Origin of the sequence: Kribbella sp. NPDC056345 (assembly GCF_042262745.1) — a bacterium.
GTDB lineage: Bacteria > Actinomycetota > Actinomycetes > Propionibacteriales > Kribbellaceae > Kribbella.
On record NZ_JBHJQQ010000001.1, the window covers coordinates 416,432 to 443,305 of the forward strand.

Annotated in this window: 13 protein-coding genes and 1 tRNA gene; 9 read left to right on the forward strand and 5 right to left on the reverse strand. The window is 66.4% G+C overall.

The genetic code is table 11. The features are described from left to right. Positions 1-136: 136 nt before the first annotated feature. On the reverse strand, positions 137-6,397 hold the full coding sequence (locus ACFCV3_RS02005) for an RHS repeat-associated core domain-containing protein (protein WP_376025235.1): 6,261 nt from the start codon (positions 6,395-6,397) through the stop codon (positions 137-139). A gap of 183 nt (positions 6,398-6,580) precedes the next feature. Between ACFCV3_RS02005 and ACFCV3_RS02010 the strand changes: the two genes are divergently transcribed. The 3 genes from ACFCV3_RS02010 to ACFCV3_RS02020 all read left to right on the forward strand — a co-directional run bounded on the left by ACFCV3_RS02010 (position 6,581) and on the right by ACFCV3_RS02020 (position 11,456). Continuing rightward, positions 6,581-10,015, forward strand: coding sequence for an RICIN domain-containing protein (locus ACFCV3_RS02010; RefSeq protein WP_376025236.1), 3,435 nt, complete (start codon positions 6,581-6,583; stop codon positions 10,013-10,015). A 186-nt stretch (positions 10,016-10,201) separates the two neighbouring features. Continuing rightward, positions 10,202-10,690 (forward strand): SigE family RNA polymerase sigma factor, encoded by a 489-nt coding sequence (locus ACFCV3_RS02015; protein WP_376025238.1) that lies wholly within the window; start codon positions 10,202-10,204, stop codon positions 10,688-10,690. Between the two features lie 10 nt (positions 10,691-10,700). Next, entirely contained in the window at positions 10,701-11,456 is a 756-nt protein-coding gene (locus ACFCV3_RS02020; protein WP_376025239.1) for a hypothetical protein, read from the forward strand. Position 11,457: 1 nt separating this feature from the next. Here the strand turns inward: ACFCV3_RS02020 and ACFCV3_RS02025 are convergent, their stop codons facing one another. Continuing rightward, positions 11,458-13,170, reverse strand: coding sequence for an aminotransferase class V-fold PLP-dependent enzyme (locus tag ACFCV3_RS02025; protein ID WP_376025240.1), 1,713 nt, complete (start codon positions 13,168-13,170; stop codon positions 11,458-11,460). A gap of 15 nt (positions 13,171-13,185) precedes the next feature. Between ACFCV3_RS02025 and tenA the strand changes: the two genes are divergently transcribed. From tenA to ACFCV3_RS02045, 4 genes are all read left to right on the forward strand, one after another. Beyond that, positions 13,186-13,845, forward strand: coding sequence for a thiaminase II (tenA, locus tag ACFCV3_RS02030; protein WP_376025242.1), 660 nt, complete (start codon positions 13,186-13,188; stop codon positions 13,843-13,845). Positions 13,846-13,848: 3 nt separating this feature from the next. Then, positions 13,849-15,393 (forward strand): phytoene desaturase family protein, encoded by a 1,545-nt coding sequence (locus ACFCV3_RS02035; RefSeq protein ID WP_376025244.1) that lies wholly within the window; start codon positions 13,849-13,851, stop codon positions 15,391-15,393. A 70-nt stretch (positions 15,394-15,463) separates the two neighbouring features. After that, positions 15,464-15,536 (forward strand) — tRNA-Lys (locus ACFCV3_RS02040). A 231-nt stretch (positions 15,537-15,767) separates the two neighbouring features. Next, positions 15,768-17,342, forward strand: a complete 1,575-nt coding sequence (locus ACFCV3_RS02045) for a tyrosine-type recombinase/integrase (protein WP_376025246.1) — start codon at positions 15,768-15,770, stop codon at positions 17,340-17,342. Positions 17,343-17,451: 109 nt separating this feature from the next. Here ACFCV3_RS02045 and ACFCV3_RS02050 read toward each other — a convergent pair whose 3' ends face one another. Beyond that, on the reverse strand, positions 17,452-18,198 hold the full coding sequence (locus ACFCV3_RS02050; protein WP_376025248.1) for an SDR family NAD(P)-dependent oxidoreductase: 747 nt from the start codon (positions 18,196-18,198) through the stop codon (positions 17,452-17,454). 324 nt (positions 18,199-18,522) lie between these two features. On the opposite strand from ACFCV3_RS02050, the gene ACFCV3_RS02055 reads away from it, so the two are divergent. Then, positions 18,523-22,944 carry a hypothetical protein gene (locus ACFCV3_RS02055; RefSeq protein ID WP_376025250.1) on the forward strand — a complete coding sequence of 1,474 codons (4,422 nt, stop codon included), beginning with the start codon at positions 18,523-18,525 and terminating at the stop codon, positions 22,942-22,944. A 267-nt stretch (positions 22,945-23,211) separates the two neighbouring features. Here ACFCV3_RS02055 and ACFCV3_RS02060 read toward each other — a convergent pair whose 3' ends face one another. Both ACFCV3_RS02060 and ACFCV3_RS02065 read right to left on the reverse strand, forming a co-directional pair. Then, positions 23,212-24,714, reverse strand: a complete 1,503-nt coding sequence (locus tag ACFCV3_RS02060; RefSeq protein WP_376025251.1) for a hypothetical protein — start codon at positions 24,712-24,714, stop codon at positions 23,212-23,214. Positions 24,715-24,854: 140 nt separating this feature from the next. Then, a complete protein-coding gene (locus ACFCV3_RS02065; RefSeq protein ID WP_376025253.1) occupies positions 24,855-25,448 on the reverse strand; it encodes a hypothetical protein in 594 nt (197 codons plus the stop codon). Positions 25,449-25,708: 260 nt separating this feature from the next. On the opposite strand from ACFCV3_RS02065, the gene ACFCV3_RS02070 reads away from it, so the two are divergent. Then, positions 25,709-26,800 carry a family 43 glycosylhydrolase gene (locus tag ACFCV3_RS02070; protein ID WP_376025254.1) on the forward strand — a complete coding sequence of 364 codons (1,092 nt, stop codon included), beginning with the start codon at positions 25,709-25,711 and terminating at the stop codon, positions 26,798-26,800. Positions 26,801-26,874 lie beyond the last annotated feature (74 nt).

Below are 26,874 nucleotides of genomic sequence, written 5' to 3' on the forward strand. Positions count from 1 at the left end.
CCGTGGTCGCCCTGACCTGGCTCGAACGGCGAAGGCCCTCCGACCAAACTGGTCAGAGGGCCTCCGTGGAAGTAGCGGGGGCACCGAGCCCCAGGCCGAGTCTCGGCCTGGGGCTCGGTCCGTTTCAGGGTGGGCCCTAGCGGGTGCAGATGTTCGCGCCCATCGCGTAGTGGCACGTGCCCGGTGGGTAACGCCGCTTCGCTTCCTCCACTGCGGCGGGACGGTTTCGCTGCTTGCGTTCCTCGTCGAACATGGCCTGGTCGGCGAGCCAGTCTCCGATTCCGGCACCGGCCGCGGCGCAGAGGGCCACGGCGATGGAGCCCACTCCGGTGGCTACGCAGCCGGCGCCGAGGATAGCACCGGCGGTCACCTTGATCGCGATCTTGCTGTTCGACTCGTCCACCTTCTTCCTCATGTCCTCTTCGAACTTCTTGTCGTCGGTTTCCTTCTGCTTGACGTCGTCGGCCGCCTTCTTCGCCTCCTCCAGCTCCCTGAGTTTGGTGTCGACGTCGGCGCCGGCCTTGGCCATCGTCTTCCAGATGCCGCCGCCCGTTAGCGCGTCCATCTCGATCTGCTGGAGCTCGCGCAGCGTGTTGTTCACCGTCTGGCGCATGTCGTCCGGGACTTCCTCCTGGATCGCCTGGATCTCGGTGATCACCTTCCGGATCCGTTCGGTGATGGTTCGCACCGTTTCGATCTGGACGGCCTTCCAGATCGTGTACTCCTGCTGCAGTTGCCTGAGGCGCGAGACGTCGCCGGTGAGCGCCGCCGCCACGAAGTCGGTGACGAACTGGATGACGCGGACGGTGATCGCGACGTACAACGTCTGGATCTCCGTCACCTGGCGCTGGATGGTCTCCCACTTCTCCTTGAAAATGGTCTGGTAGCGCGTGACCGTACGGCGACCGTCGGAGTCGCTGAAGGTGACCGGGCTGTTGTTCGCGTAGGCGTACCCGTTCAGCTGCTGCGGGTCATCGAAGTCCGTGATCGGGTCGACCGAGATGAACCGCCCGATGGTCGGGTCGTACTCGCGCGCACCCATGTGGACGAGATCGGTCGACGCGTCCTCGGTACCGCCGTGGAAACCCTGTTCCCCCGGCCAGGCGGTCGGTTTGGCGCCCCGCGCCTCGCCGTACGGCGTCATCCGCCGCTTCTGCACGGCTTGCGTGGTCGCGTTGATCTGGATGTTGCTGGTGCCGCGCGCGTCACCGTTGACCCAGGACAGCTCGTTACCGACCCGGACCGCGACGGTCCGGTCGCCCTGACCGTAGTACCGGGTGCCGGTCAGAGTGCCGTCCGGCTTGCGGGTGAGCTCGGTCTGCGCGAACGTCAACGTGTTGCCGGTGGGTGCCTTGCGGAGCAACCTGTTGCCGTCGGCATCGTAGATGTACGTCGTCTTGCCGGCCTTCGTGGTCGCCGATTCCAGGTGTCCCTCGGCATCCCAGGTGAAGGTCTCGTCGGTTCCGGTGAGGTTCCGCTTGGTCATGCTCCCGGTGACGTCGTACGCGTAGGTGCTGGTCTTGTTCACCCCGGTGCCGACCGTGGTGACCTTCGACAGCGCGTGCGGCTGGACGCCGTTGGCCGGGTAGTCGTAGGTGCTGGTGACCGATCCGGTCGCGGTGGTCCGGGTCTCGGTCTTGCGGTTACCGGTCTTGTCGAACGTCCAGCTGTGCCAGTACGGCGCCGGCCCGCCGAGGTTCTCCTTCGTCGGAGTCGCGGTGCAGTCCTCGTCGGCCGGGGTCCAGGCCTTGGTCAGCCGCCGGAACTGGTCGTAGCCGAAGCACTGGGTGTCGGTCTCCTCCGCACTGCCGGCTCCCGGCAGGTCGGTGAGTTTCACCAGGTTGCCGGAGTGGTCGTACTCGTAGCTGAGATCGCCGACGTTGCGCACGTTCTCCAGATCCATGGTGCGCGTCACCGACCGGGTCAGTGCCTGCGTCCGGGTGTCGTACTCGAACCCGCGCTCAACCTTGTTGTCACCTCGGCTCGACGTGATCGAGGTGGTTTGGCCGTAGCTGTTGAACAGCGTGGCACTGACGTACTTGTCGGCTCCGGTCAGGGTCTCCGGCAGGTTCTGCCGGTTGAAGCCCACCGTGAGGGTCTCGGCCGGCAGGCCACCGACTGCGGGCAGTTCGGTGCGGGCGAGCTGTCCGTCGAGGTTGTAGTCCGTCTTCACCTGATAGGTGCCGGCGAGTCCTGCCTCGACGGCCGGAATGACGACCTCTGTCCCCCGGGAGTTGCCGGACGTGTCGAGACCAAGGCTCCGGGTGGTGTACGGATGGCCGTTCACGTAGCGGGTGGAACTGCTGAACGCGCCGCCCGGACCGTCGTACTTCCACTCCGCGAGCAGCGTCTTCTCCTTACCCGGCAGGGTGACGTGGGTGGAGATCTTCTGCCCGGCCTTGTTGTAGGCGTACGTGAGCACCCGCTTGCTCGCGTCCTCAGCCGTCTCGATCTGGTCGAGTTCGGTGTAGGTGTACTTGGTGATGCCCTTGTCCGGGTCGGTGTCCTGGATCTTCCGGCCGCGCAGGTCGTAGTCGAACTTCCAGATGTTCCCCGCCGGATCGGTCACCGTGGCCAGCTGGCCGGCCGGGTGATACGTGTACGTCGTCTTGTCGTACGCACCGGTCGCGGTACGGCCGCCGTACTGACGAAGCTCGACGAGCCGGCCCTTCGCGTCGGTCAGTTTGCTGGTGGCCTGGCTACCAGCCGGCGGCTCGATGGTCTCCTGCCCGGCCGTGTTGGTGTGCGTCGTGCGCCACTGCTCGACCTGCTGGGAGACGAAGATCTCCGCCTTCGGCAGTTCGAGCGCGTCGAACTGGGTGACCTGCTGGGCCGGTAGTTCGGCCTCGTTCGGCTGGAAGACCTTGGCGTTCAGCGGGTCCGGCAGGGGGTCGTTGTTGTAGAACGGACCGTCCTCGCGGACCTGGATGCCGCGCGAGTCGTAGACATAGTTCGTGATCACCCGGCCGATGCCGTCGGCACCGGGACGCTGGACCTGGCGCTTGCGGTTCAGGCCGTCGTACAGCTCGATGCTGACGTTCTGGGTGCCGTCGGCCTTCAGGGTCTTCGCGGTCACCGTGCCGGCGCCGTTGGACCGCACCTGGTACTCGTACTCGGCGTTCGGCGTACTGCGTCCGTCCTGTCCGGGCAGCCAGATCTTCTGCTCCCGGCCCAGCGGGTCGAGCTCGGTGCGGCCCTTGCGGCCCGCCGGGTCGACCACCGCGATCGCCGTACCGAAGGCAGGCTCGAACGTGGTCGTCGTCGCCTTGCCGTCGGCCTGGGTGACCGTGCTCTCCTTCACCGGCGCCGCGCCGGCGGGGGTGTAGCTGATCGAGGTGCTGTCCTGGTCGATGTTGGTCGACTTGGTCAGCCGCCCGATCGCGTCGTACGCGGCGGTCTGAACGGCCTCGTACTGCGGTTTGCCGAGGGCATCGAACCCGGTCAGGCGCTCGACCCGCGTTCGGTCACCCTTGGTCGGGACCGCGTTGATCTCGGTGTTGTTGTCGTAGAACGCGCGCTCGTCGGCCAGCACGTCGGCGTTGGTGTAGGTCTTGTCGCAGGCGACCTTGACGACCGTACGACGCGTATTCAGCTCGGCGATGCCCTTGGCCGGGTTGCCGGTGTACGCGAAGTGGGTGCAGGTGTCGTCGGCCGGCGTGTTCGGATCACCGAGATCGCCCTGCTTCTGCAGCAGGCCGTTCGGCAGGAAGGTGTTGGTGGAGGCGATCTTCCGGGTGCCGGTGCTGGTCACCTGGTCCTGGCGCACGCCGGCCGGAGCCGTCCGGAAGGCCTTGGTGGTACCCCAGTCCCGGACCCGGGTGGCAGTCGCTCCGGAGACCCACTGGTCGTTGATCGTCCGGTCGAGGATGGTGGTTCCCTGGTACCTGGACTGCTCCCGCAGGTCACCGGCCAGGGCGCGATCGTCCGGCACACTGCCGCCGGCCGAGTCGGTCACGTCGACGTCCTTGATCCGGCCGTCCTTGTACTTGTCGCCGTCCATGCCACGGTAGAAGGTGTTGACGGTAACGCTCTGCTGCTGACCGGTCACGCCCTTGGTGACCCGGACCTTGCCGAAGCCCCGGAACTGCGACCAGGTCTTGCGGTCGATCTCGACCAGGCCGTCCTCCTCGTCGAAGGCCCAGGCCGGCGGCGTGAGGTACTCGACCTTGGTGACGACGGGCGCGAGCCCGGTGGTCAGGTCCGATTCGGTCACCTCGTTGACGACGTACTTGCCGAACCAGTCCTCCCGTTCCTGCTGACCGGTCGGCGTCCACTTCACCTGGTGGCAGCGCTTCTGGTTGTCGTCGACGGCCGGAAGGTCGCCGGGCACGGTGCAGTCCGGATCGAGGTAGTTCACGGCGAGCTCACCGCCGTTGCCGTATTTGACGACGTTCACCCGCGGCCAGTCCATCGGCGACAGACCCGTGCCGGGAATGCGGTTGTTCTTCATCACCGCGGCAAAGGTGACCGCCGGCGGCGACAGGGTGCCGTTCACGTGCCCAGTACTGGCGATGCCGTTCAGCCACAGGCCGGCGCGGTCGTCGCGGCCCTTCAGGTAGGTCTGTTGCATGGTCCAGGTGCTGACCGCCTGGTACGCCGTTCCGTTGGCGACCTCGGTCTTCACCTGCGCGAGACGCTTGGTGGTCCAGAAGGTCGGCGTGAACTTCTCGTTGCAGTTCGTGTCGCTGGTGCACTCCAGGTCGAACGGCGTGTCGGGGTAGTTCGCCTGGCTGCAGTCGCTCACGCAGCGGTTCGCGGTGACGAAGTGGATCTTGCCGACCGCAGGCTTGGTGAAGACCTCACCGTCGAGCTGGCCGTACTCGATCCGCTTGACGTTACCGGCCCGGACGTACTTGCTGACGCTGGTCGCGGTGCTGGCGCGTGCGTACCGGTTGATCTCGGTGTCGTAGAACAGGCTCATCGTGTTGCCGTGGGCGTCGACGGCGTAGTCGAGGTTCCAGCGGTAGGCCTGGTCGCAGGACGAGTCCTTGAAGGCAGTCTGCTTGCAGGGCTCGTTGACGTGGTTGCCGAACACGGGCACGGTCCAGGCCGAGTTGGTCCGGTGTTCGTCAGCTGTTGCGCCAGGCAACTTGTTGAGCCCGAAGTAGTACTTCGTGCCGTCCTTGGTGGTCACCAGCCAGTACTCACCGGCCGCGCCGGCCTCGGTGCCGCCGGGACCCTTGTCGCCGTTGTCCGCGCCGAACAGACGCTCGACGGTGATACCGCTGTCGTTGCGCGGGTGCCACTTCTTGGTGTCGTCGTCCTGCACCAGTTCGCCGCCCTGGCCGTTCAGGCTGAAGGTGGCGTTGTCGGTGGCCCAGCAGAGGTCGCCGGTGGGGCTGGTCCCGTTGTTACCGGACTGCTCCTTCTTCGAACCGCACGACGCGTACTTGCGCTCGATCGAGCCGCCGGGGTTCAGATCGAAGCCGGCACCGACCCAGGAGGCCTGATTGTTCGAGGTCGTGGTGCGGCCGTCGACACTGCCGGAGTTGTACCCCAGCGCGAGCTCCGGCTTCGGTCCGCCGAGGCTCGGCGGAACGTTCATCGGGTAGGACCAGTTGAAGTCACCGGACGAACCACCGACCTGCCAGGTCGCGGTCGGGTTCAGGGTGGTCGCGCCCGCGTCGCCCTTCTCGCCCGCGGCCGCCGCAGTGACGGCGAACAGGTTGTTCGAGGAGCCCGCCGGTACGTCGGCGGACAGTTCTCCCAGGCCCGGGTTCGACGTGGCCAGCGGGACGCCCGCGCACTCCGTCTTCTCCGGGGTGGTCAGTGCGCACTCCGGTAGTCGCACGACTCGCAGCCGGCTGGCCCAGTCGCCGCCGTACGTGAACTTGAAGGCCTTGTAGTCGACCCTCAGCGACACCGCACCCGCCTTGGCGACGCCGTCGGCCCGGGACACGCGCAGCACCAGCGAGTCCTTCTTCCGGCCGAGCAGGTCGACCTGAACGCTTTGCGGCGTCGAGGCCGCGGCAGCCTTGTCGGCGGCGCTCGCCCGGCTGCCGGCGGCACTGGCGCGGTTCGCGGCCGTGGCGGCTCCGATCTTGATCGGCAACAGCCCGGCCTTGACCGCCTCGCCGAGCAGCGGGGTTGGCGCCGCCCCGGTCGGGGCCTTCGGTCGCGGTACGGCGACCTTCGCGGTGCCGGCCTGTGGCCAGACGGCCGTCGGCACCTTCGAGAACGCGTACTGGTCGTCGCGATCCGGCGTACCGGGTTTGGCCTCGATGTCGCGCCCCGACACGGAGACAGGTTCGACCGCGCTCCACTTGTCGTTGACCGGCATGGGCGGAGCCGCCCCGGCCGGGTCGTGGGTGGTGATGATCAGGGTCAGTCCAAGCAGGCCGACACCGGCCGCCCGAACTGCTCGCGAACGACGGGGTCGCCGGCGATGACTGGACATGCTTCCTCCGGTCTGAGGGGGAACCCCGAATGTCGGCTCCCGTCCCGACATCACCAACCCTTTCGGCGGGCGTCGAAGCGATCGGGCCATTTCGCCGCACAGCTTCGACCGACATCGAAACCTGAGCCCGAACCGCCGTCGGCATGTCACCGTGATCCGAACTCGGCCCGACGGAGGACCACGGTGACGAAGACTCCCCTGCGCACGAAGCGGCGCCTGCTGGTGTTCCTGGCGGCGGCAATCGCCGTACCCGCCTCGCTGCAGACCGCCGCCCCGGCCGCCGCGACCGACCCGGGCCGCGGTACGGCGCCTGTCGTGGCGCCGGCGGCCGTCGTACCGGACAGTCCCGCGGCTCGGGCCAAGACGACCGGGCAACGGGTGGAACTGGTCGATCGGCGGACCGCGACCTCGCAGCTCTTCGTCGAGCCGTCCGGGCTGATGACGCTCGAGCAGTCCGCCGTGCAGCCCGCCGCAGTCGACAAGATCTGGACCCACGTGAACCGGAAGTTCCCGGATGACGAGTACTGGGACAAGGACCGCGGGGAGGGGGCCAAGGTCGGTTACGCCTACGACCAGTCCGGCAACGTCTACCGATCCTTCTTCCAGATCCCCACCGACCAGATCAACGGCAGCAGGATCGTGTCGGCCTCGTTCAGCATCGTGCTGCACTGGAGCCCGAGCGGTGAGGCCACGCCGGTGAACCTCTTCGAGACCAAGCCTGTCAACGGTCCGGGGAAGGAGTCCTGGAACGACACCGCCGGGCACTGGACCACCTACCTGGCGACCCAGAGCGCGACCGCCTGGAACCGGCCCGCGGTCGAGATGGGCTTCGAGAACGACAACGTCAAGGCCATGGCGCAGCGGGCCGCCGACGACAAGCCCGGGTACGTCACGGTCGGTCTGGCCGCGCCGAACGAGAACGGTACGTGGGAGTCCCGCATCCAGTGGAAGAAGTTCCATCCCGACACCGCCAAGATGATCATCACCTTCAACAACGCGCCCCGGCAGCCGATCAAGCTGAACCTGACCCGGCCGCGACCCTGCGGAACCGCGGAGAAGCCGACCCTGCTCAACACCACGCAGCCGACCTTCGCCGCCGTGGCGAGCGACCCCGACGGTCACAACATCAACAACCGTCTGCTGATCCGCAACGCCGCCGACAACTCGCTGGTGTACGAGCAGGACTCCGGCACCACCTCGTCCGGCGCCGCGTTCTCCTGGCCCGCGGTGGCCGCCGAGAAGCTGGTTCACGGCGGCACCTACAGCGTTTCGGCGCGCAGTGACGACGGGGTGGCCGGCGACGGCCTCGAGCACGGCCCGGAAAGCGGCCGGTGTTACTACACGATCGACACGACCCGGCCGAAGACCGCCGTGATCCAGTCGACCGACTACCCCAACGGGTCGTCGACGATCCCCGCGCGCACGGTGGGCATCCTGAACCTCCGTCCCGCGACGGGCGACACCGACATCGTCGAGTATCTGTACGGATTCGCGCCGGAGCGGATCCTGCAACGGATCAAGGCCGATGGGACCGGGCTCGCCAAACTCCCGCTGACGGTGTGGCAGTCGGGCGGCAGCTTCCCATCCGCGACCGTCTACATCCTGGCCGTCGACCGGGCCGGCAACGTCAGCCCCACGCCCCGGCGTTGGGATGCGCTCGCCAAGAGCAACTCCGCCGAGCAGCCCCGCAAGCGCGGTGACGTCAACGGCGACGGGCGGGCCGACATCAGCGCCGTACTGGACCAGGGCTTCGGCCGGACGGCGATCTGGAACGTTCTGTCCGGCCCGAACGGGCTGCACACCGGCGAGATGGCCTACGACACCAGGGAGAACGGCGGCTTCCCGTTGTTCCGGACCCGTCCGGCGCAGGGCGATTTCGACGGCGACGGCCGCACGGACACCGCGATGTTCCGGGAGGAGGCCGGCCGCCGGATCGCCTTGTACAGCCTCAAGTCGGACGGTAACAAGTACGACCCGGACTCCCTGCCGGTCTGGCGGAGCCCGGCCAACGCCTGGGCGCTCAGCAGCGCGCACATCATCGCCGGCAATGTCGACAACGACACCAAGAGCGACATCGCCGTACAGCTGAACAACGGCAACGGGACCTGGCGGGTCGAGATGTTCCTGGGCAGCGATCTGACCAAACCCGTGACGTGGCTCGCGTCGGCCCCCGGCCAGTGGGCCGAGAGTGCGCCGCTCCTGGCCGACATCGACGGCGACGGTGACGACGACCTGGTCAGCATGCGCAACGCCGGGTCCTGCCGCACCGTCACCGAGGTGTACAAGTCCACCGGTATCGGCTTCGCGACGACCCCGGTGACCTTGCTGGACAGCGGCGCGGGCGCCTTCTGCTGGGAGCGCAGCCGTCCGGCCGTCGGCGATGTCGACGGTGACGGCAAGGACGACCTGGTCACCCTGTACGAGAACCAGCCGGGCCAGCCGGACCTGTCGCTGAAGGTCTTACGTTCCACCGGCACGAGTCTGGTCCAGACCGAGTGGTGGCGGGACACGAGCCGGTTCGATCCGGCCAAGGTCGCGCTCAGCGTCGGCGACTTCGACAACGACCTCAAGGACGACGTGGGTCTGTTCGTCGCGCTGGACGACGGCGGCCGGGAGGCCCTCACCCTCAAGTCGACCGGGACGTCCTTCGCGGCCCCGGTCAGCGGCTGGACCGAGACCGCGGTCGGGGCGAGCACCGGGCCGAAGTTCGACATCGAGCACCGGACGTACGAGCTGGTCGCGCGGCACAGCGGCCGCTGCCTGGACGTGTGGAACGCGAGCTTGACCGATCCCGCGCCGCTGGTCCAGCACGACTGCCTGAACGGGCTCAACCAGCGGTTCCGGTTGCACCAGATCGCCGGCACCGAGCAGTTCGAGTTGCACATGGTGCATGTCGACGGCACGAAGGAGGACGGCCGGCCACGGTGCCTGGACGTCGGCAACCAGTCGACCGACGACGGGGTAGCGCTGGTGCAGTGGCAGTGCGCTGGGCAGGCGAACCAGCAGATGGCGGTGGAGTACGTCGAGGGGTCCAGCTACGACACCGTCGTCCGGCTGAAATTCGCGCACAGCGGCAAATGCGCGGGGGTGGAGAACGGCACGGTCGAGAACGCCAAACCTGTCGTCCAGCAGACCTGCGCCGCCGTCGCCAGCCAGCAGTGGGTGCTGCGTCCCGCGCTGAACCTGCAGCAACTCGACAACCGCTACGGGATCTCGGCGATCAAGGGTGGCCGGTACCTCGACATCGAGGACTGTGTGATGGACGAGGGTGCCAACCTGCGGACCTGGGGCTGGGTCGAGGACAGCCGGTGCGAGCGGTGGCGGATCATTCCGCTCGGTGACGACATCTACCAGGTCGCCGCCTTCACCGGCCAGCTCATGCAGGTCGAAGGCTGTTCACAGCTCAACGAGACCAAGATCGAGATCGGCGCGGCCGATTCGTCCGACTGCCAGCGCTGGCGCATCGAACCGGCAGCGGACGGCAGCTGGAGCATCCACGAGCCGCGCACCGGCAAGGCCGTCGACGTCGCCGGATGCTGGGGCGGGGACGACGCCGCGCTCATCTTGTGGGACTACTGGAACGGTCCCTGCCAGCGCTACCGGCTCGAGGTGAAGTAACCGCTTCAGAACACCAGGCTGAGGACCCACGTGGTGAAGGCGATGAGGCCGACGACGAAGGTGACTGCGACGACCACGGCGTAGGCGAACCACGAACTTCCATTCACGAGGTTCATCTTGCCAGGGGTGTGACCTTCTTCCGCGGTTGGTGCGTCTAGTGGGGTGTAGGCGACGGCGGGAGGCCGGATGAAGGGGATTGCGGAGTTCGAGGAGTTCGCTCGGGCTCGGGTGGGGCCGTTGTACCGGACCGCGTGGTTGCTCTGCGGGGACCGGCATCACGCGGAGGACCTGGTGCAGGACACGCTCGCGAACATGGTGAAGGCGTGGGGGCGGATCGAGGCGCCGGAGGCTTACGCGCGGACGGCCCTCGTCCGGACCTTCGTCTCGCAACGGCGCCGCCGGAGCTGGACGGAGCGGCCGACCGCCGAGCTGCCGGAGCGCGTGGCGGCCGCGGGCGACCCCGATCTGCGGATGGCGCTACAGGGTGCCCTCGGCGAGCTGGCGCCGCTGGATCGCGCCGTACTGGTGCTGCGGTACTTCGAAGATCGCAGCGTCGAGCAGGTGGCGCTGGATCTGGGGAAGAAGCCGAGCGCGATCACGACCCGGACGGCGCGGGCCCTGGAGCGGTTGCGCACGGTGCTCGGGGACGACGCACGGCAGTTGATCGCCCAGTGAAGGAGAAGTCGTGAAGGACATTGATACTCAGCTGCCGGAGCTGATGACCCGTGCCACCGAAGGCCTCGAGCCGGAGTCGGTGGATCTGGTCGAACGCAGCGTCGCGCAGGGTCTCCGCGCCCGGCAGCGGCGTGCTGCCGGCGGTGGGGTGGCCGCGGGTGTGGCGGTGCTGGCCACTGCGGCGGTGGTTGTAGGCGCCTTTCAGCACTTCGATCGGCGAGGGCAGGTCGCGCCGGCCGGGCCGCTGGTGGTGGGGCCGACGGTGACGCCGCTCCCGACCCGGCCTATGACCAGCACATCGCCCCCGACGGCGAATCCCAAGGACCCGACGTTGCTGACCTTGCGATCGTTGCTCAAGGCGCCTGGGCGGACGCTCTCGGCACCTGAGTCGTGGGGTGGTGAGGACGACGGGTTCCTCGGAGCCGCCTGGGTTGTCGACGACGGCAAGGGTCGTTCGCAGGTGACCGCGTTGCTGCAGCGGATGCCGCGGCCGGTGAGCTGCAAGAACATCCCCGGATGCACGGTGCGGCCGGACGGATCGACGATCCGGTCCCAGAGCATGGGGCCGGAGGGCGCCAAGGTCGTCTCGAACTTCGTCGAGATCACCCGGAAGGACGGCCGCTTCGTCTCGCTGACCAGTTACAACGCGCCCTCGGAGAAGGACAGCAAGCCCACCCGTGCCGCTCCGCTCCTGACCGTGGCGCAACTGACCAGGCTGGCCGACAGCCAGGCCTGGAAGTTCCGCACCACGCTGACGGAGAAGTAGCTCAGATCAGGCAGCGCGACGGCAGGTCGAACCAGCGCAGGTGGTCGAAGTCGGAGTTGACGCTGCCTTCGGTGTCGGCGTTGCGGTCCTGGCAGGTCGAGAGCAGCTCGCGGGCCTCGGCCAGGTAGTCCTGGAGCGCCGACTCCGGAGCGGTGTGGTCGTGTCGCGGATACCGCAGCTTGCCGTCCGCGTCGTACCCGACCGCGGACAGGCGCATCGGCGGCTCCACCGGTCCACGGTGGTGCCGCCACAGGCCGGTCGCCGGGTCGAACCGGTAGTCGCCCAGCAACCGCGCGCCGCCCTCCGCCACCAGCTTCACCGCCTCCACGACGTACTCGAAGACCGCCTCGGAGATGAAGTAGTTGAAGTTGACCCGCACCCAGCCGGGCTTGATGCCCTCGCAGCCGTGCAGGATCTCCTCGGCGAACTCGGCCGAACGCGCCAGGTCGATCCCCAGCAGCGAATGCCCGTACGGTCCCGCGCACGAACAGCCACCGCGGGACTGGATCCCGAACAGGTCGTTCAGCAGCGCGACCACGTAGTTGTGGTGCAGGTAGCGCCCGGACGGCGCCTTGAGCACGAACGACACGATCGACAGCCGCTCGGCGTCCAGGTTGCCGAGGATCTCGATGTTCGGGACGCTCCGCCACGCCTCGACCGCACGCCGCAGGTACGAGTCCTCGTGCGCCCGGATCACGTCGATCCCGACCGCCTGCTTGAGCTGGAAGGCGAGGCCGGCCCGGATCGACCCGATGATGTCCGGCGTCCCGCCCTCCTCGCGGTGGACCGGGTCGTCCAGGTAGCGGTGCGCGGTCGGGTTCACGAACGCGACCGTGCCACCACCCGGTACGTCGGGCACCCGGTTCCGCAGGAGCTCCCGCCGGGCCACCAGCACGCCCGGGGTCCCCGGACCGCCGATCAGCTTGTGCGGGCTGAGGAAGATCGCGTCCTTGTACGACAACGGGTCGGCGTCGCGACCGCCGTACATGTCGATCTCGATGTACGGCGCGGCCGCGGCGAAGTCCCAGAACGACAACGCACCGTGGCGATGCAGCAGCGCGGAGACGCGATGCGTGTTGCTGACGATGCCGGTGACGTTGCTCGCGGCCGAGAACGACCCGATCTTCAGCGGGCGATCGGCGTACTCGATCAGCCGCGCCTCGAGCTGCGGGATGTCGATGTGCCCGTCGGCGTCCTGACTGATCGTCACCACATCGGCGATCGACTCCCGCCAGGGCAGCTCGTTCGAGTGGTGCTCGTACGGCCCGATGAAGACCACCGGCCGCTGATCGGCCGGGATGTGGTCGCTCAGCTGATGCTCGTCGTCCAGCTGAGCCGGCACCCGCAATCCCAGGACACCGACCAGTTTGTCGATCGCACCCGTCGCACCCGACCCGCAGAAGATCAACGCGGTCTCGGCGTCCCCACCCACACTCTCGTGAATGATCCGCCGCGCATCCTCCCGCAACCGAGTCGTCTGCAGCCCCGTCCCACTCGACTCCGTGTGCGTGTTCGCGTACCGAGGCAGCACCTCCTCGCGAATGAAGTCCTCCAGGAACCCGAGCGCCCGCCCCGACGCGGTGTAGTCCGCATAGGTGACCCGCCGCGGCCCGTACGGCCCCGGCATCACCTGGTCGTCACCAATCACCGAAGCACGAATCCGCCGCAGCAACGGCGACTCCACCGGCGACTGCACTGCACCGTCGAGCTTCATGGTAAGGATCATGGCATGACCTTTTCCGGTGAGCTATGGAACCGCAGCGGAGCAGCTGTCTATGACCAGGTTGTCCGACATCCGTTCATCACCGGGCTGACCGACGGGACGCTCGACCACGATGCGTTCCGTTACTTCATCATCCAGGACAGTCACTACCTGCGAGCGTATTCGCGGGCGCTCAGTCTGGTTGCGGGGCGCGCGACCGATGAGGATGCGGTCAGCATGTTCGCGCTGCACGCCGCCAACGCCATTGCGGTCGAGCGCGAACTCCACAGCTCACTCCTCGGCTCTTTGGGGCTGACCACGGCCGACGTAGAGGCTGCTGGGTCCAAGCCGACCACTACGGCGTACATGTCCTACCTGACCGCCGTCTGCGCCACTGGCACGTACGCCGAGGCCGTGGCCGCCGTACTGCCCTGCTACTGGATCTACCGGGACGTCGGGCGCGAGCTGCTGAAGCGGTCGTCACCTGACCCGGTCTACAGCCAGTGGATCGAGACCTACGGCTCGGACGAGTTCGATGCGGTGGTCGAGTCGGTTCTGGCAGTCACCGACGTACTGGACGTGGGAGCGTCCGAGCGGGAACGTTGTCACCAGCACTTCGCGACCACATGTCGCTACGAATGGATGTTCTGGGACGCCGCGTACACCAAGCTCGATTGGCCGGTCTGAACAATGGACTTCTACGACGTCGTGATCGTCGGTGGCGGGCACAACGGCCTCGTCGCCGCCACCTACCTGGCCCAGGCGGGCATGTCCACGCTCGTACTCGAGCAGCAGCCCCACACCGGCGGCGCTGCGGTCAGCCAGCAGGTGTTCCCCGGAGTCGACGCCCGCCTGTCGCGCTACTCGTACCTGGTCAGCCTGCTCCCCGACAAGATCGTGGCCGACCTGGGCCTGTCCCTGGACCTCCGCTCACGCGCAGTGGCGTCGTACACACCAGTACGTCGTTCCGGCCGCGACCTCGGCCTCATGGTGGAGCGCCCGGAGGGTGCGGCGACCCGGGAGTCGTTCGCGCGGCTCACTGGCAGCGACGCCGAGTACGACGCGTGGACCGCCTTCTACGGTGCAGTCGGCGAACTGGCCTCGGTCATCGCGCCTACTCTGCTCGAACCACTGCAGTCCGCCGCCACACTGCGCTCCCGAATCGACCCTGCACTCTGGGACGAACTGATCGAGCACCCCTTCGGTGAATCCGTCGAACGCCGCTTCACCGACGACACCGTCCGCGGCGTCGTCGCAACCGACGCCGTCATCGGCACCTTCGCCGGACTGCACGATCCATCCCTGATCCAGAACCGCTGCTTCCTCTACCACCTGATCGGCAACGGCACCGGCGAGTGGCGCGTACCCGTCGGCGGCATGGGCGCCGTCACCGACGCCCTGGCCGACGCAGCCCGTCGAGCCGGCGCCTCACTCATCACCAACGCCTCAGTCACCTCTATCGAGGTCGACGGCGTGCGTGGCTCGGTCACCTGGCTGGGCGGCGACGGCGAGCGCTCCGTGGACTGCTCCTACGTGCTGGCCAACGTCGCCCCGGCCACTCTGGACACGCTGCGTGGCCGTGAGGTCTCCACGAAGCCCGAGGGTTCCCAGCTCAAGATCAACCTCCTCCTCTCCCGCCTCCCCGCACTCCGCTCCGGCGACGACCCCACCCGCGCCTTCGCCGGCACCTTCCACATCGACGAGGACTACACCCAACTCGAGACCGCCTACCGCACCGCCGCCGGCGGCACCCTCCCCGCCGTACCGCCCTCAGAGGTCTACTGCCACTCGCTCACCGATCCGTCGATCCTCTCCCCCGAGCTGATTGCCTCCGGCCACCACACCCTGACCGTCTTCGGCGTCCACTTCCCCGCCCGTTTGTTTGCCTCCGACAACGATTCCACCCGCGCCGAAGCCACCCGCCGTACCCTCGCCGGCCTCGACTCCTACCTCGCCGAACCTCTCGCCGGCTGTATCGCCACCGACGCCGACGGCAACCCGTGCATCGAGGCCAGAACGCCGTACGACATCGAGGAATCCATCGGCATGCCCGGCGGCCACATCTTCCACGGCGACCTCCAGTGGCCCTGGTCCACCGACGACACCACCATCGGCCGCTGGGGCACCGAAACCGACACCGCCAACCTCCTCATCTGCGGCTCCGGCGCCCGCCGCGGCGGCGCCGTCTCCGGCCTCGGCGGCCACAACGCCGCCATGACGATCCTGACCCGATAACCGATTTCGCATCTCCCCAAATCCCCTGCTAAGCTCCTCTTCGTTCGCAAGCAAGACCACAAAAGAACATGCGCCGCTAGCTCAATTGGCAGAGCAGCTGACTCTTAATCAGCGGGTTCGGGGTTCGAGTCCCTGGCGGCGCACAACATGCAGGCCCGGGCACACATCGCAATGTGCACCGGGCCTTCGTGTTGCCCGCACACACTCAAAACGCACTCATTTGATCCGGCGGCGTCAACCTGGGCCATCTGCCCGTCTTGATCTGATCGTGACTGTGCGTCATGTCACAGCGATGCTCGTCGTTGGCCACGTTCCAAATTCTCGACCTCCAAGACCGTTGAGCACCCCAACCATCACCCGGTTGGAGGCATGACATGGCACGACCGACCATCCCACGCGGCTCCTGGGGAACCATCTCCACCTGGCCGACCAAGACCGATGCCAAGGGCAAGGCCGTCCAGCACAAAGCACAGGCGAAGTTCCGCGACATGGACGGCCACATCCGTCCCGTCAGCGCCTACGGTCCCACCAAGACCGCCGCCGAGCGCTCGCTCCTGAAGAAGCTCCAGGACCGCACCAGAACCGGCCACTCGAATGACCTGACCGCGATGCACAAGATCGACGCCCTGATCGATCTGTGGGAGCAGAAGTTCAAACAGCTCATCGAGCTCGGCAAGCGCTCCCCCACCTCCTACGACACCTACGAACGCGTCATCCGCAACCACATCCGCCCAGCCATCGCCGAACTCCGCATCGGCGAAGCCACCACCCAACGCCTCGACAAAGTCATCTCCACCATCAGCGACCGATCCGGCACCTCAACCGCCAAAACCGCCCGCGCGATCGTCTCCGGCATGATGAGCCTCGCCGTCCGCTACGGCGCCATCACCACGAACCCGATGCGCGAGATCGAAGCCATCGAAGGTGCGCCCAAGAACCCACCCCGCGCCCTCACCGCCGAGGAAGTCACCCTTCTCCGCCGGAGCCTCGCTGCCGACCCACGCGCCGTCGACGCAGACCTCCCCGACCTCGTCGCCTTCATGCTCGGCACCGGCGTCCGCATCGGCGAAGCCCTCGCCGTCACCTGGTCCCAAGTAGACCTCGAAGCCGGCACCGTCGAAATCACCCACACCATCGCCCGCGTCCGCAGCCAAGGCCTCCTCCGTCCAAAGCTGGTTTGCCCGAGCCCACGTCCACCTTCTCGATTCCCGGCCACCCTCACAGCAGAGAACAGCAGTGGCTCGTTACAGCGCAACCGGCGGCACTACCCATTAGTACACCGGTCCCGGTCGACACCAGGACGATGTCGGTGCACCGGAGCCAACTCTCGGATGACCACGGAGCGAGTCCACTCGACACGGACTCTCTCAGCACCGGCGGCGCTATGTGTCGTATTCCAGGCCGTCCCATGGTTCGTAGTACGCGATGAAGTCCCCGGGCTCGATGTTGATCGAGTAGACCCCGTCGAACTCCTGGCCCACCCAGCCGAAGGTGACTCCGTCGATCTTCTCGGCGAACGGCTCGACCTCGATCGGCTCCAGCAGGTATTCGCCGAGCTCGGCCAGCCGGGCAGCGACGAGCCCCTCCGCATCGGCCGGACCAGCCTGACCTGGCGGAAGCCCTTCAGGACGACCAACCTTGTCGACCCTCACCTCGTCGAACGTGCCGTCAGCCTTCCACAGGAACAATCCGACATAGGCCGACGCCTCATCGAACAGCTCATCACTCAGGAAGAACCTCCGCCCGTCCTCAGCAGTCCCCGCATACGGCACGTGATAGTCATCAGGAACGATCCTGAAACGCGCGGGTGCTCGATGCATCACAACTCCTTCGCCCGGGTCCGTCGGCATCAAGGCACAGCTTGCCAGTACGCCGGACACCGAACGCACGTCCGTCTATTGCCGGGCAGACGGCGAGGGCGGTGCTGGTTCGATCCCCACGACATGTAGGTGGCAAGGCGCAGCCGCCGAACCCGCAGGGAGCGGGTTGTCTCACGCACGTACCGCACGCCACCGCACCCGAAAGGCGGCTGGCAGTTTGTGCTGATGCTCGCCGTCTTCAGCGGCTGCTCTCGGCTCCGCCGTTGACCTGCATCACCTGCGCCGTGATGTGGCCTGCCTTCTCGGAGGCGAGGAAGTGCAGCAACGAAGTGACGTCGCCCGGTACGCCCACACGGCCGGTCGCCGTCTCCTCGGCACGCAGCCTCAGCCGCTCTTCGGTCAGCGGTTCACCGAAGAACGGCGTATCAGCGATCAGCCCCGGCGCCACGGCGTTCACCGTGATCCCACGCGGACCGAGCTCATGAGCGAGCCGAACGACGTACGGCGTAAGCGCGGCCTTGGCTGCACCGTACGCCACCCTGCCGGATCCACGCAGCGCCGAGATCGAGCTGACGAACAACACTCGGCCGGTCTCGTTCGTCAACTGAACCTTGAGTGCCTCCGTCAGGAGCACGGATGTAAGCGTGTTAAGCCGGAAGTTCAGCACCCAGTCGTGGGCGATCGTCTCCAATGGGTCGGCATACTCGACCTTCTCCTCGAGGACGCCGTTACCGCCGGCGCTGTGGATGACGACATCGACCGCACGACACTGCTCGGAGATGAAGTCGGCCGCCGCCCGGACAGCATGGGGATCACTCAGGTCAGCCGCAAAGTACGTCGCGCCGGGAATCGTCCCGGCCGCCTCCACGAGCACCTCCCGCCGCCGACCGAGGAGAACGACCCGGTCGCCGTCGGCGGCAAACGTCTCCGCGGCCGCGAATCCGATGCCGGTGCCGCCGCCACTGATCACTACGGTGCGCCCCATGCATCGATCCTAGGAGGTCCCGTCCCTGCCGCGCGGCCGAGCTGGCGGCTGGGGATAGGCCGCCAGGTCGATGCCGCCGGGCAGCTGGGCGAGGCCGCGCCCGCCAGAGCAGCTGGCGCTCGTCCCTGGTGGTCTCCGTTGTCCGGTACTACAGGCACTGTTACGAACTCACCCCGCGCCATCGCCGGTGCCACGCCAATCGCAGTTATCCTGATAGAGGCGAGTCGACGTGGTACCAGATCGGACGCATCGCATGATTGACGGACGTACGGCGCGGCGCTCCCGCGTTGGTACCAGAGTGAGCCGCTCCTGGCTCTGTCCCGCATGACACCGCGGTCCGGTGGCGAAGCAGAGAAGATCGGCCACCGTTACGAGGGGACGTGGACGGTCGGACGCGTCTTGGAAGTTCTGCAAGGCGAAGCTGAATCTCTACGGATCGAACCGCTCGGTGATCTTGGCAAGGGCGTCGAATTTGTTCTCACCCGAGGCGACGGCTCCGTTGAGGCGCACCAGGTCAAGAGGCAGTACGGACAGTCGAACAGCTGGAACGTAAGTGCTTTCACGAGCCTTGGGGTATGGGCTGCCGCTGAGCGTCACGCCGGGGAGGGCCGGGACTACCACTTCGTTTCGATGCTCCCGTACCGCGATCTTCAAGAGCTCGCTGAACGCGTGCGCAACTCGCAGGACCTGCCGTCGCTGATTCACGGATCCCTCCCGGGTGGGTCGGACGTGCTGTTCACTCAACTTGGAGACCTCTACCGCACACCGGAGAACGCGTATCGGATCCTGAAGCGATTCCACATTCGGGTCATCGACGAGATCGAACAGCAGCGCGGCAACGCGGCAATCGCGGAACTTCTGTTGGAAGGCGGAGGCGGAAAACAACTCAGAGCTGTCCTGAGCGAGGTCGTCGACCACAGCATCGACATACCTCTGACCGCTGATGCGATCGACGCGTCGCTGCGTTCGTATCAGGTTACGCGGAAGTCATCGGCCGACCACAGAAGCGTGTCCCAGGCCATCACGACTATGACCGCCGACTGGGTACGCCGCACAGCAGAACTGTTGATGACACCGGTGATCGAACGCACCGAAGTTGCGCAGATCCAGAATCTGCTGTCGCAGCCAAAGCGGATTCACTTTGTAGCTGGCCCCGCAGGCGGTGGAAAGACCGGCGTCCTACACCAGACCGTCGCGGAGCTCGTTCACAATGAGGTGCCGACCCTTGTGCTGCGGATGGACAGGTACGGTCACCTCGCTTCAACCGCCGAGCTCGGCGAAGTCCTTGGCCTAGGAATGTCGCCGGTCGCAGGGTTGGCTGCCAGTGCGAGAGGCGAGCGATGCGTTCTGGTCATCGACCAACTGGATGCCGTCAGCCTGGTGTCGGGACGTCTTCCCGACAACTTCGACATCGTGTCTGACCTCGTCGCGGAGGCGGCAGCCGTCGACTCGATGCACATCATCCTGGGTTGCCGACAGTTCGATATCGACAATGACCATCGAATGCGCACTCTACAGAGCCGCACGGGCGCTACGACCCAACTCGTATCCAGCTTGACCGATGAGCAAGTTCGCAGAGCGATCGCCGCTATCGGACTCGACTCGAACGCTCTGACTGCTGGCCAGTTCGAGATCTTGCGACTTCCTCTCCATCTCTCCCTCCTCGCGAGTGTTCCGGTGGAACCGAGCTCGCTGGCCTTCTCCACGACCCAAACGCTGTTCGACGCCTACTGGGACCACAAGAGACGGGCCGTGCGCCAGCGACGTACAAGTACACGGTTCGATCAAGTCACAGGCCGGCTGGCAGATGTCATCAGCGAACGGCAGGAGCTGTCGGTGCCAATCGCAGTGCTCGATGCGGACGATCTTGCCGACGACAGCGATGTGCTCGTCTCGGAGCAAGTCTTGATCCGAGACGGCGCGAAGGTGGCCTTCTTCCATGAAGCGCTGTTCGACTACGCCTTCGCGCGTCACTGGACGACCCGTAGGAGCTCGGTCCACGACTTCCTGACTTCCGGGGAGCAGGAACTCTTCCGCCGGGCCCAAGTGCGACAAATCCTGACACATCTCCGGGCAACCGAACCAGGTCGCTTTGTCGACGAGGTCCAAGAGCTGCTGACGAGTGTTGAGATTCGCGTCCACATCAAGGACGTGATCCTGAGTCTTGTTGGCGGCTTGCCTGACCCGACTGTCGCTGAGGCGGTGGCGCTGGTCAGGTCAGCGGAGACGATTGGGCTCCTGAGCTCTCGCATCTGGGCTCGGCTCGCTCACCCGGCGTGGTTCCGTCGCCTCTGCGATGACGGCCTGCTCGAGGAGTGGCTTGCCGGCGATCAAATGCACCAGGACTGGGCCCTGCGACTGATGGCCAGCTCCGCAGGCCTATCGGGTAGAAGGCTCCACGGTCTACTCAGTTCGGTACGGGCAACGCCGCACTACGGCGAGTGGTTCCGCGCAGTAATCAGCGGAACCGAGATCAAGGCTAATCCGCAGATGTTCGACCTCCTCCTGGATGCAGTCGCTCGCGGATATTTCGAAGGTCATGAGGAGAAGATCTGGTTCCTTGCTCAAGGCCTGACAGCCGAAGCAAAGATCACGCTGCTATCCGCATACCTCAACGACCGGGCCAGTTCCTTCGAGGTCGATCGCAGCGGGCGCATCGTCGCATTGAAAGCGCACGACTATCTCGGCAGCGAGCTGATCCGCGAAGCCGCCGGACAGGCACCCTTCAGATTCGTCCAGCATCTCCTACCCTATGTCGTCACCGTCATTGAACGCACCGCGCTGAAACGTAGCGACGAGGCACTGCCGAGAGACACCAACTTCTCGCTTCGCTATCCGAACTTCCCCAACGACGACCTTGGCGAAGTCCTTTTCGGCGCCCTGACGGACGCCCTGCGAAGCGCTGCGTCAAGTCAGCCGGAACAGCTGAGCCCAATACTGGACCACCTGTCGGCATCTCTGTACGACAGCACCCAATGGCTGCTCTATCAGGCACTCACCGCAGGAGAAGAGACTTACGCCGAGCGGGCTGGATCCCTGCTTCTCGAGGGTCGACACCGGCTCCTTTGCGGCGATGCCAGTCACTCGCTGTGGGCGACACGACTTCTGCTTCAAGAACTCAGCCCCTATTTCAGTGACCTCACCTTCGCCCGTCTCGAGGACCAACTTCGTTACCTGCGGTTGTCGTGGGAGAAACCAGGTACGACCGCGTCCGCCTTCTGCCTCCTCTCGGCGATGGACGAGCTGCGACTGTCTGACATGAGTCGCGCCCGCCTACAGGAACTGCGGCGGGCGTTCGGAACAGACCAGCCATCGGAACCCGTGGGGATTGTCGAGCTCGAGGCCGGCTCGCCCATCCCCGATGAGGCTACGGCTCGTATGACAGACACGAACTGGCTACAGGCGATGGCCAAGCACGGCGAGGAGCAGAACGGCTCATCGTTCTTCGGCAATGGAGCCCGCGAGCTTGCGCAGTCTCTGCAGAGCCGCGCGTCGGAGAACCCGGATCGCTTCGCACGCCTCGCCGTGAGCCTCACGTCCTCGACCAATCCCGTATACAGCTACCACCTACTCATCGGACTCGGCGAGGGCGCACCCGGAGACCCTGACCTTGTCTTCGCTGCGGTCCGGCACATCGCCTCCCTCGGACAGGGTGAGACCGACCGCTGGCTGGCCTTCGCTCTGCAAAAGCACCTCCGTACTGTTCCGTTGGACATCGTTGATCTCCTGCTGCAGCGTCTCCAGACCAGGAGGGCTCCTGAAGATGGTGCGGGCAACGTCAGCATGTCCCGCGGCAACTGGGACAGCCTTCGGTTCAACGGCATGAACTCGACTCGCGGGAGCCTCGCCGAAGGACTTGCCAACCTGCTCGCACTTGACGTGGACGGCTCCAGGGCAGACCTCATCGTCTCTGTCCTTCCCCAGCTCGCACACGACCCGTCAATAGCCGTCCGTGTCAACGTCGCAAGAATCGTTGAGGGCGCCGTCAGACGTGCTCGCATCGAGGGCTTCGATGCCTTCGAGGTTCTGCTCCAAACCGACGACAGCCTGCTTGCGTCGCCGGCCGTACGCCGCTTGGTCAGTCTCGTCGGCGGTCTCAAACCGGACTTGGTGGCCCCAGTGCTTCGACGCATGCTGCACTCGCAGAGCAACGAAGTACGTCAGGCAAGCGGCGAGCTCGCAGTAGTTGCCGCAGCTGAGTGGAATCTTACGGACCACCTGGGCTTCGTCCTGTCCAGCTCCGATTCAGCAGCCCATGCCGGTGCCGCAACAGCCGCCGCTTACCTTCTGCCCCGCACGCTGAATGTCGAACTGGTGAAGGGCGTCTTGACGACAGCGCTCAACTCCTCGCAGCCGGACGTTCAGACGAGTGCCGCAAAGGTCACTGACAGTCTTCGTGTTCGCCCGCTTCTTCCCTTTCGCGACATCATCATGACGCTAATCAACTCCCCCTCCTTCGTTCACGCCCTGCCTCGGCTACTCATCACGCTCGAGACCGCGCCTGACCAGGTCGACGAGCTGGTCCTAGCCTGCGTCGAGCGAGCGGCAGGCGATCTGGGCGCCGATATCGGAAACATCCAGACAAGCGCGGCGCACCATGGATACCGGCTGGGACAGGTCGTCGTTCGCGCACTTGCCCAATCGAAGATTGGCTCACAGCGAGGAAGACTGCTCGATGTACTGGACCGGCTGATCGTTCTCGGCGCCTACGGCGTCGACGAGATGATCGACAAGGCGGAGCGCTGAATCTGGCAACGCCCCGCCCAAAAGCAGAGGTCCAAGGCCAGACCTACAGCACACACGAAAGCTGGCCGCTCGCGTCGGAAGGGCTATGGAGGTCGGCTGGCCGTTGGCCAATTTCTGGTCCAGCCGCTCACTGACGAAGAGATCTCCGAACGGCTCGGCATCAGTGTGCGCACGGCACGCTACGACATCGCCGCGATTCTTGAAGCACTTGATGCGCCGAACCCTCTCGTCGCCGGGCTCCGGTTGAGGGGGCGGATCGGCGGCTGATCAAGCGCCGGCCAGCGGCCACCGAGCCGGTCCGCAACCGTGACGTGCGAGGTCGCTCAGCCGAACCGCTGACATCAGCTGGGCCAGGTTCACTTCCGTCCTCGCCAGGCTCGAATAATCCGGCAGCCGCGCCACCAACGAGTCGGACAGCCCGGGTTCGGCTCCCACCAGGCACCTCGATTCGTAGGCTTTCCAGAGGTCCGTGAGTGGCGCCCGCGCCGGAGCCGCCTTCCACGCGCTGCGGCTCAGTTCGTCGCCGGCCTTCTCGATCAGACGTCGTTCGGCCGTCGGCACGGGACGGTTCGAACACTTCGCCTGCGCAGCCACGATGGTCGCGTGGCGCAGGAGCTCGAAGGAGTCCATCGCGCCCGACCTGCCCGTACGCCACGACGGCTGTGCACGCCACCGGGCGGGACAGGTTCCCCCCGCGTTGACCGCCAACGCCGCCGCATAGGAATCGTCCGCTGACCCGACGGGATACGGACCGGCGAGTTGTGCGGGCAGGTTGGCCGCGGCACTGGTCGCAACGACGATTCGCACGTTGTCCAGGGCCGATCCGTCTGTCATCGGTGGGGTCTCGCGTACCGCGTCGAGATGTTCGGCGCGGAAGCCGAGCATCCGCAGGACGAGCACCGAGTAGTGCAGGCCCGTGGCATCGATCTGCACACCCTCGTCGATCCGGCCGCCGACCTCCGCGCGCAGCTCCAGAGCACCGGCGGCGCGGTCGTCGACCTCGACGGTAGTACCGGAGAGTTCGACGTACTCGGCACAGGTCTGGTACGCGATCGGCGGAATCAGCTCTCGGTAGGTCGGACGCAGGCGCAGCAATTCCAGGCAGGTGTCCGGTACTTCCAGACGTCGACCCGACGCAACGAGAAACTTCCCGGCCGTCAGCGCAATCTCCTGCCCCTGTGGAGTGACCGGATCCGTCTCCAGCACCGCCTGGGCGGCTCGCCCGGCCCAGGCGTCGGCACCGGCGCAGGTGACGCCGATGCGCCGGGCCAGCGACAGCAGACCGGTGGCAACGATCACACGGTCCTCGCCCGCGGCCGGGCACAGGCCTCCACCGGGAAGGTCGGTGTCCTGGAGATCGCCGGCACGTTCCAGTACATCCACCCCGCCCGCAGTCGCGGTCACCGCGGCCGGGTCGTGCCGGAGCAACCCCGGCCGCATGGTTCGCAGGCGTTCACGAACAGCAGCACGCAGCCGTGCCGACATCGCGCCGGTCGCGAGTACCCGAAGCCGGGTCAGCAGCAGAGGTTCCTGAGTCTCCTCCCGAACCAGCCCGTCGGGCGTCTCGACGCCGAGCTTCACGGTCGCGCGCCGGCCGAGCTGCCGCAGGGCGGCGGCGGCACGCAGTGATTCCGCGATCTGTGGCTCGTTCCCCGTAGTTTCGGCGATCACCACGCCCTTCTCCTGCCGGGTGAGCAAGCGAGCGACAGTGGCAGCGGTGTCGGCCTGCCATTTGGCCAGCGGCGAGCCGTCGGGGCCGACGTCAAACATCGGCGGCGAGGGCACCGGTCCGCCGGCGGAATCGTCCTGGCGGGTACCGCCTGACCCGAAGCCGCACGCCTGCATGGCGAGGCACAGCGTCGAGAGGCCGATGAGGGCCGTTATCGAGCGCGCCGGGCGTCCGAGCACGATCAGTTGTGCCCGCGCCGCAGTCGAACCGACACGGCAGACCTGGTTTCCGCGCTCCCGCTCGGTGAGACGAACCGGACCGAGACCCGGTGGGTGTAGGCGTCGAGTTTGCCGGTGTCGGTCGACCGGGCGTAGACGTCGTCCTCGCCGAAGTTGTACGACGTCCACCCAGCGGTGTTGCTTCGCCACGGCACCGAGAAGGACGACTTCTCCGCGTAGTCGGAGAGCGTGCACTTCAAGCCCCAGCCGAGGTCACAGCTACCGACGTGGGTGCCTTCGACGGTCCACGAGTGCCCGATCTTGACCTTGCCGCCCTTCACCAGGGCCCCGCGAGAATCGCAGCTGCGGAGCTCGGCCTTGGCCTTGCTCCAATAGATGTGCAGATGCCTTCTTCCATTCCAACGCACGTAGTCATCCGCTCTGGCGATGCTGAATGCGCCCGCAGAGCCCCACCCCCGGGCTTGAACGCAGCTGCCACGCCCCGACAGCTTCAGCCTGTCGACGTCGTCGGCCGCAGCAGCCTCGGACGCGGTGACGATCGACAGCGGCAGGGCGGCGGCGATCGCCATGGTCCCTGCCAAGATCCCTCTGAACATACCTTCTCCTCGAGTAGCCGGGCCGGCGGTCGGCCCCTGGGCGCGACTGGCGCCGCCGTGATTCTGCGCGAGCCCGCTCATCATCGGCTAACCGCTCACTAACACCGGCCTCACATGTGGCCGAGCACAGACCAGGTGGTTGATGAATCGATTCTTCAAGACCCAGAATGTAAATCGTCGCCCGTCACGCCGGAATTGATGTGACGGATTTCCGCCCACCCGGACAGAGCGAGATCTCCGGGTTCGACGAAAGAGGATCCATGACCAGATCACGGAAGACGTCGCTGCTCGCGACGGCGTTGGCGCTCGCGCTGACGGTCACCGGAGCGGTGGTGCCGGGCGCGCTCGGCAGCACCGCAGCGCTCGCGTCCACCGGCTCGTCGTCGTTCAGCTTGGCCGACCCGAGCACCGTGCAGGCCATCGACGGCACCTACGTCACCTATGGCACGACCGTCGGCTCCGGTGCCGGCCCCCGCTGCGGCGCCCCGAGCGGCGTGACCTTGTACGTGCCCTTCCTCAACCACGGATCGGGCGACACGGTCGGCATGTCGGACTGCGCCGCCGGCGACGCACTCCCCTCCGGCCCCGGTTCCTGGGCGGTGGACAACGGCGCTGTCTGGGCACCTGGTGTGGTGCGGTTCAACGGCACGTACTACATGTACTACACGGCGACGAAGGCCGGCACCAGCCAGAAATGCATCGGGCTGGCCACCTCCGGCGGAGCCAAGAGCCCCTTTACCAACAAGGGCATCTGGGCCTGCCCCAGCGGCGGCCGGTGGGCCATCGACGCGAACCCATTCGTTGCCAACGGGAAGCTCTACGTCGCCTATCGAGACGACGCGATCACCTCGTACCCGGAGACCGGCATCTCCATCGTCCAGGTCGGTTCCGACGGCTTCGCCCTCTGGAACACCCGCCGCGACGCCCTGAAGAGCACCGACCTGGTCTGGGACACCATCAATGACTCCGGCAGCACCCACGTCATCGAAAATCCTTCGATCTTCGTCGGCGGATCCGGGCACTACTATCTGCTGTTCTCCGGCAACAACTGGAACAGTGCCCGGTACTCGACCGGCATTGCCGACTGCGGGCCCGATCCGATCCCGTCCAGCCGTTGCACCCTCTTGAAAGACGGCGCCAACCAGCCCTACTTCGGGTACACAGGCAGCGGAGGGCTCGGGCCGTACCGAGGGCTGCCCGGCAACCACACCGGCCCCGGCGCCATGGCCGCCTTCTACACCGAGGGCAACCGCCGCTGCGTCGTCTGGGCCTGGTACGACACCGCGACCGGCAAGCGACACCCGATCATCGGCGAACTGAAGCTCGACTCCAGCGGATTCCACGTCGAATGACGGGCGGGCGATCCACCGGCTTGCCCAGCGGCCGCCGGCGTACTCGACGCGATCCGATTCTCACCTCTGCCCAC

Coding starts and splice junctions, on each gene's coding strand:
- ACFCV3_RS02050 (WP_376025248.1), bottom strand. CDS start 18,198: ATGGGGCGCACCGTAGTGATCAGTGGCGGCGGCACCGGCATCGGATTC.
- ACFCV3_RS02065 (WP_376025253.1), bottom strand. CDS start 25,448: ATGTTCAGAGGGATCTTGGCAGGGACCATGGCGATCGCCGCCGCCCTG.
- ACFCV3_RS02060 (WP_376025251.1), bottom strand. CDS start 24,714: ATGTTTGACGTCGGCCCCGACGGCTCGCCGCTGGCCAAATGGCAGGCC.
- ACFCV3_RS02070 (WP_376025254.1), top strand. CDS start 25,709: ATGACCAGATCACGGAAGACGTCGCTGCTCGCGACGGCGTTGGCGCTC.
- tenA (WP_376025242.1), top strand. CDS start 13,186: ATGACCTTTTCCGGTGAGCTATGGAACCGCAGCGGAGCAGCTGTCTAT.
- ACFCV3_RS02045 (WP_376025246.1), top strand. CDS start 15,768: ATGGCACGACCGACCATCCCACGCGGCTCCTGGGGAACCATCTCCACC.
- ACFCV3_RS02015 (WP_376025238.1), top strand. CDS start 10,202: ATGAAGGGGATTGCGGAGTTCGAGGAGTTCGCTCGGGCTCGGGTGGGG.
- ACFCV3_RS02035 (WP_376025244.1), top strand. CDS start 13,849: ATGGACTTCTACGACGTCGTGATCGTCGGTGGCGGGCACAACGGCCTC.
- ACFCV3_RS02005 (WP_376025235.1), bottom strand. CDS start 6,397: ATGTCCAGTCATCGCCGGCGACCCCGTCGTTCGCGAGCAGTTCGGGCG.
- ACFCV3_RS02055 (WP_376025250.1), top strand. CDS start 18,523: ATGACACCGCGGTCCGGTGGCGAAGCAGAGAAGATCGGCCACCGTTAC.
- ACFCV3_RS02025 (WP_376025240.1), bottom strand. CDS start 13,170: ATGAAGCTCGACGGTGCAGTGCAGTCGCCGGTGGAGTCGCCGTTGCTG.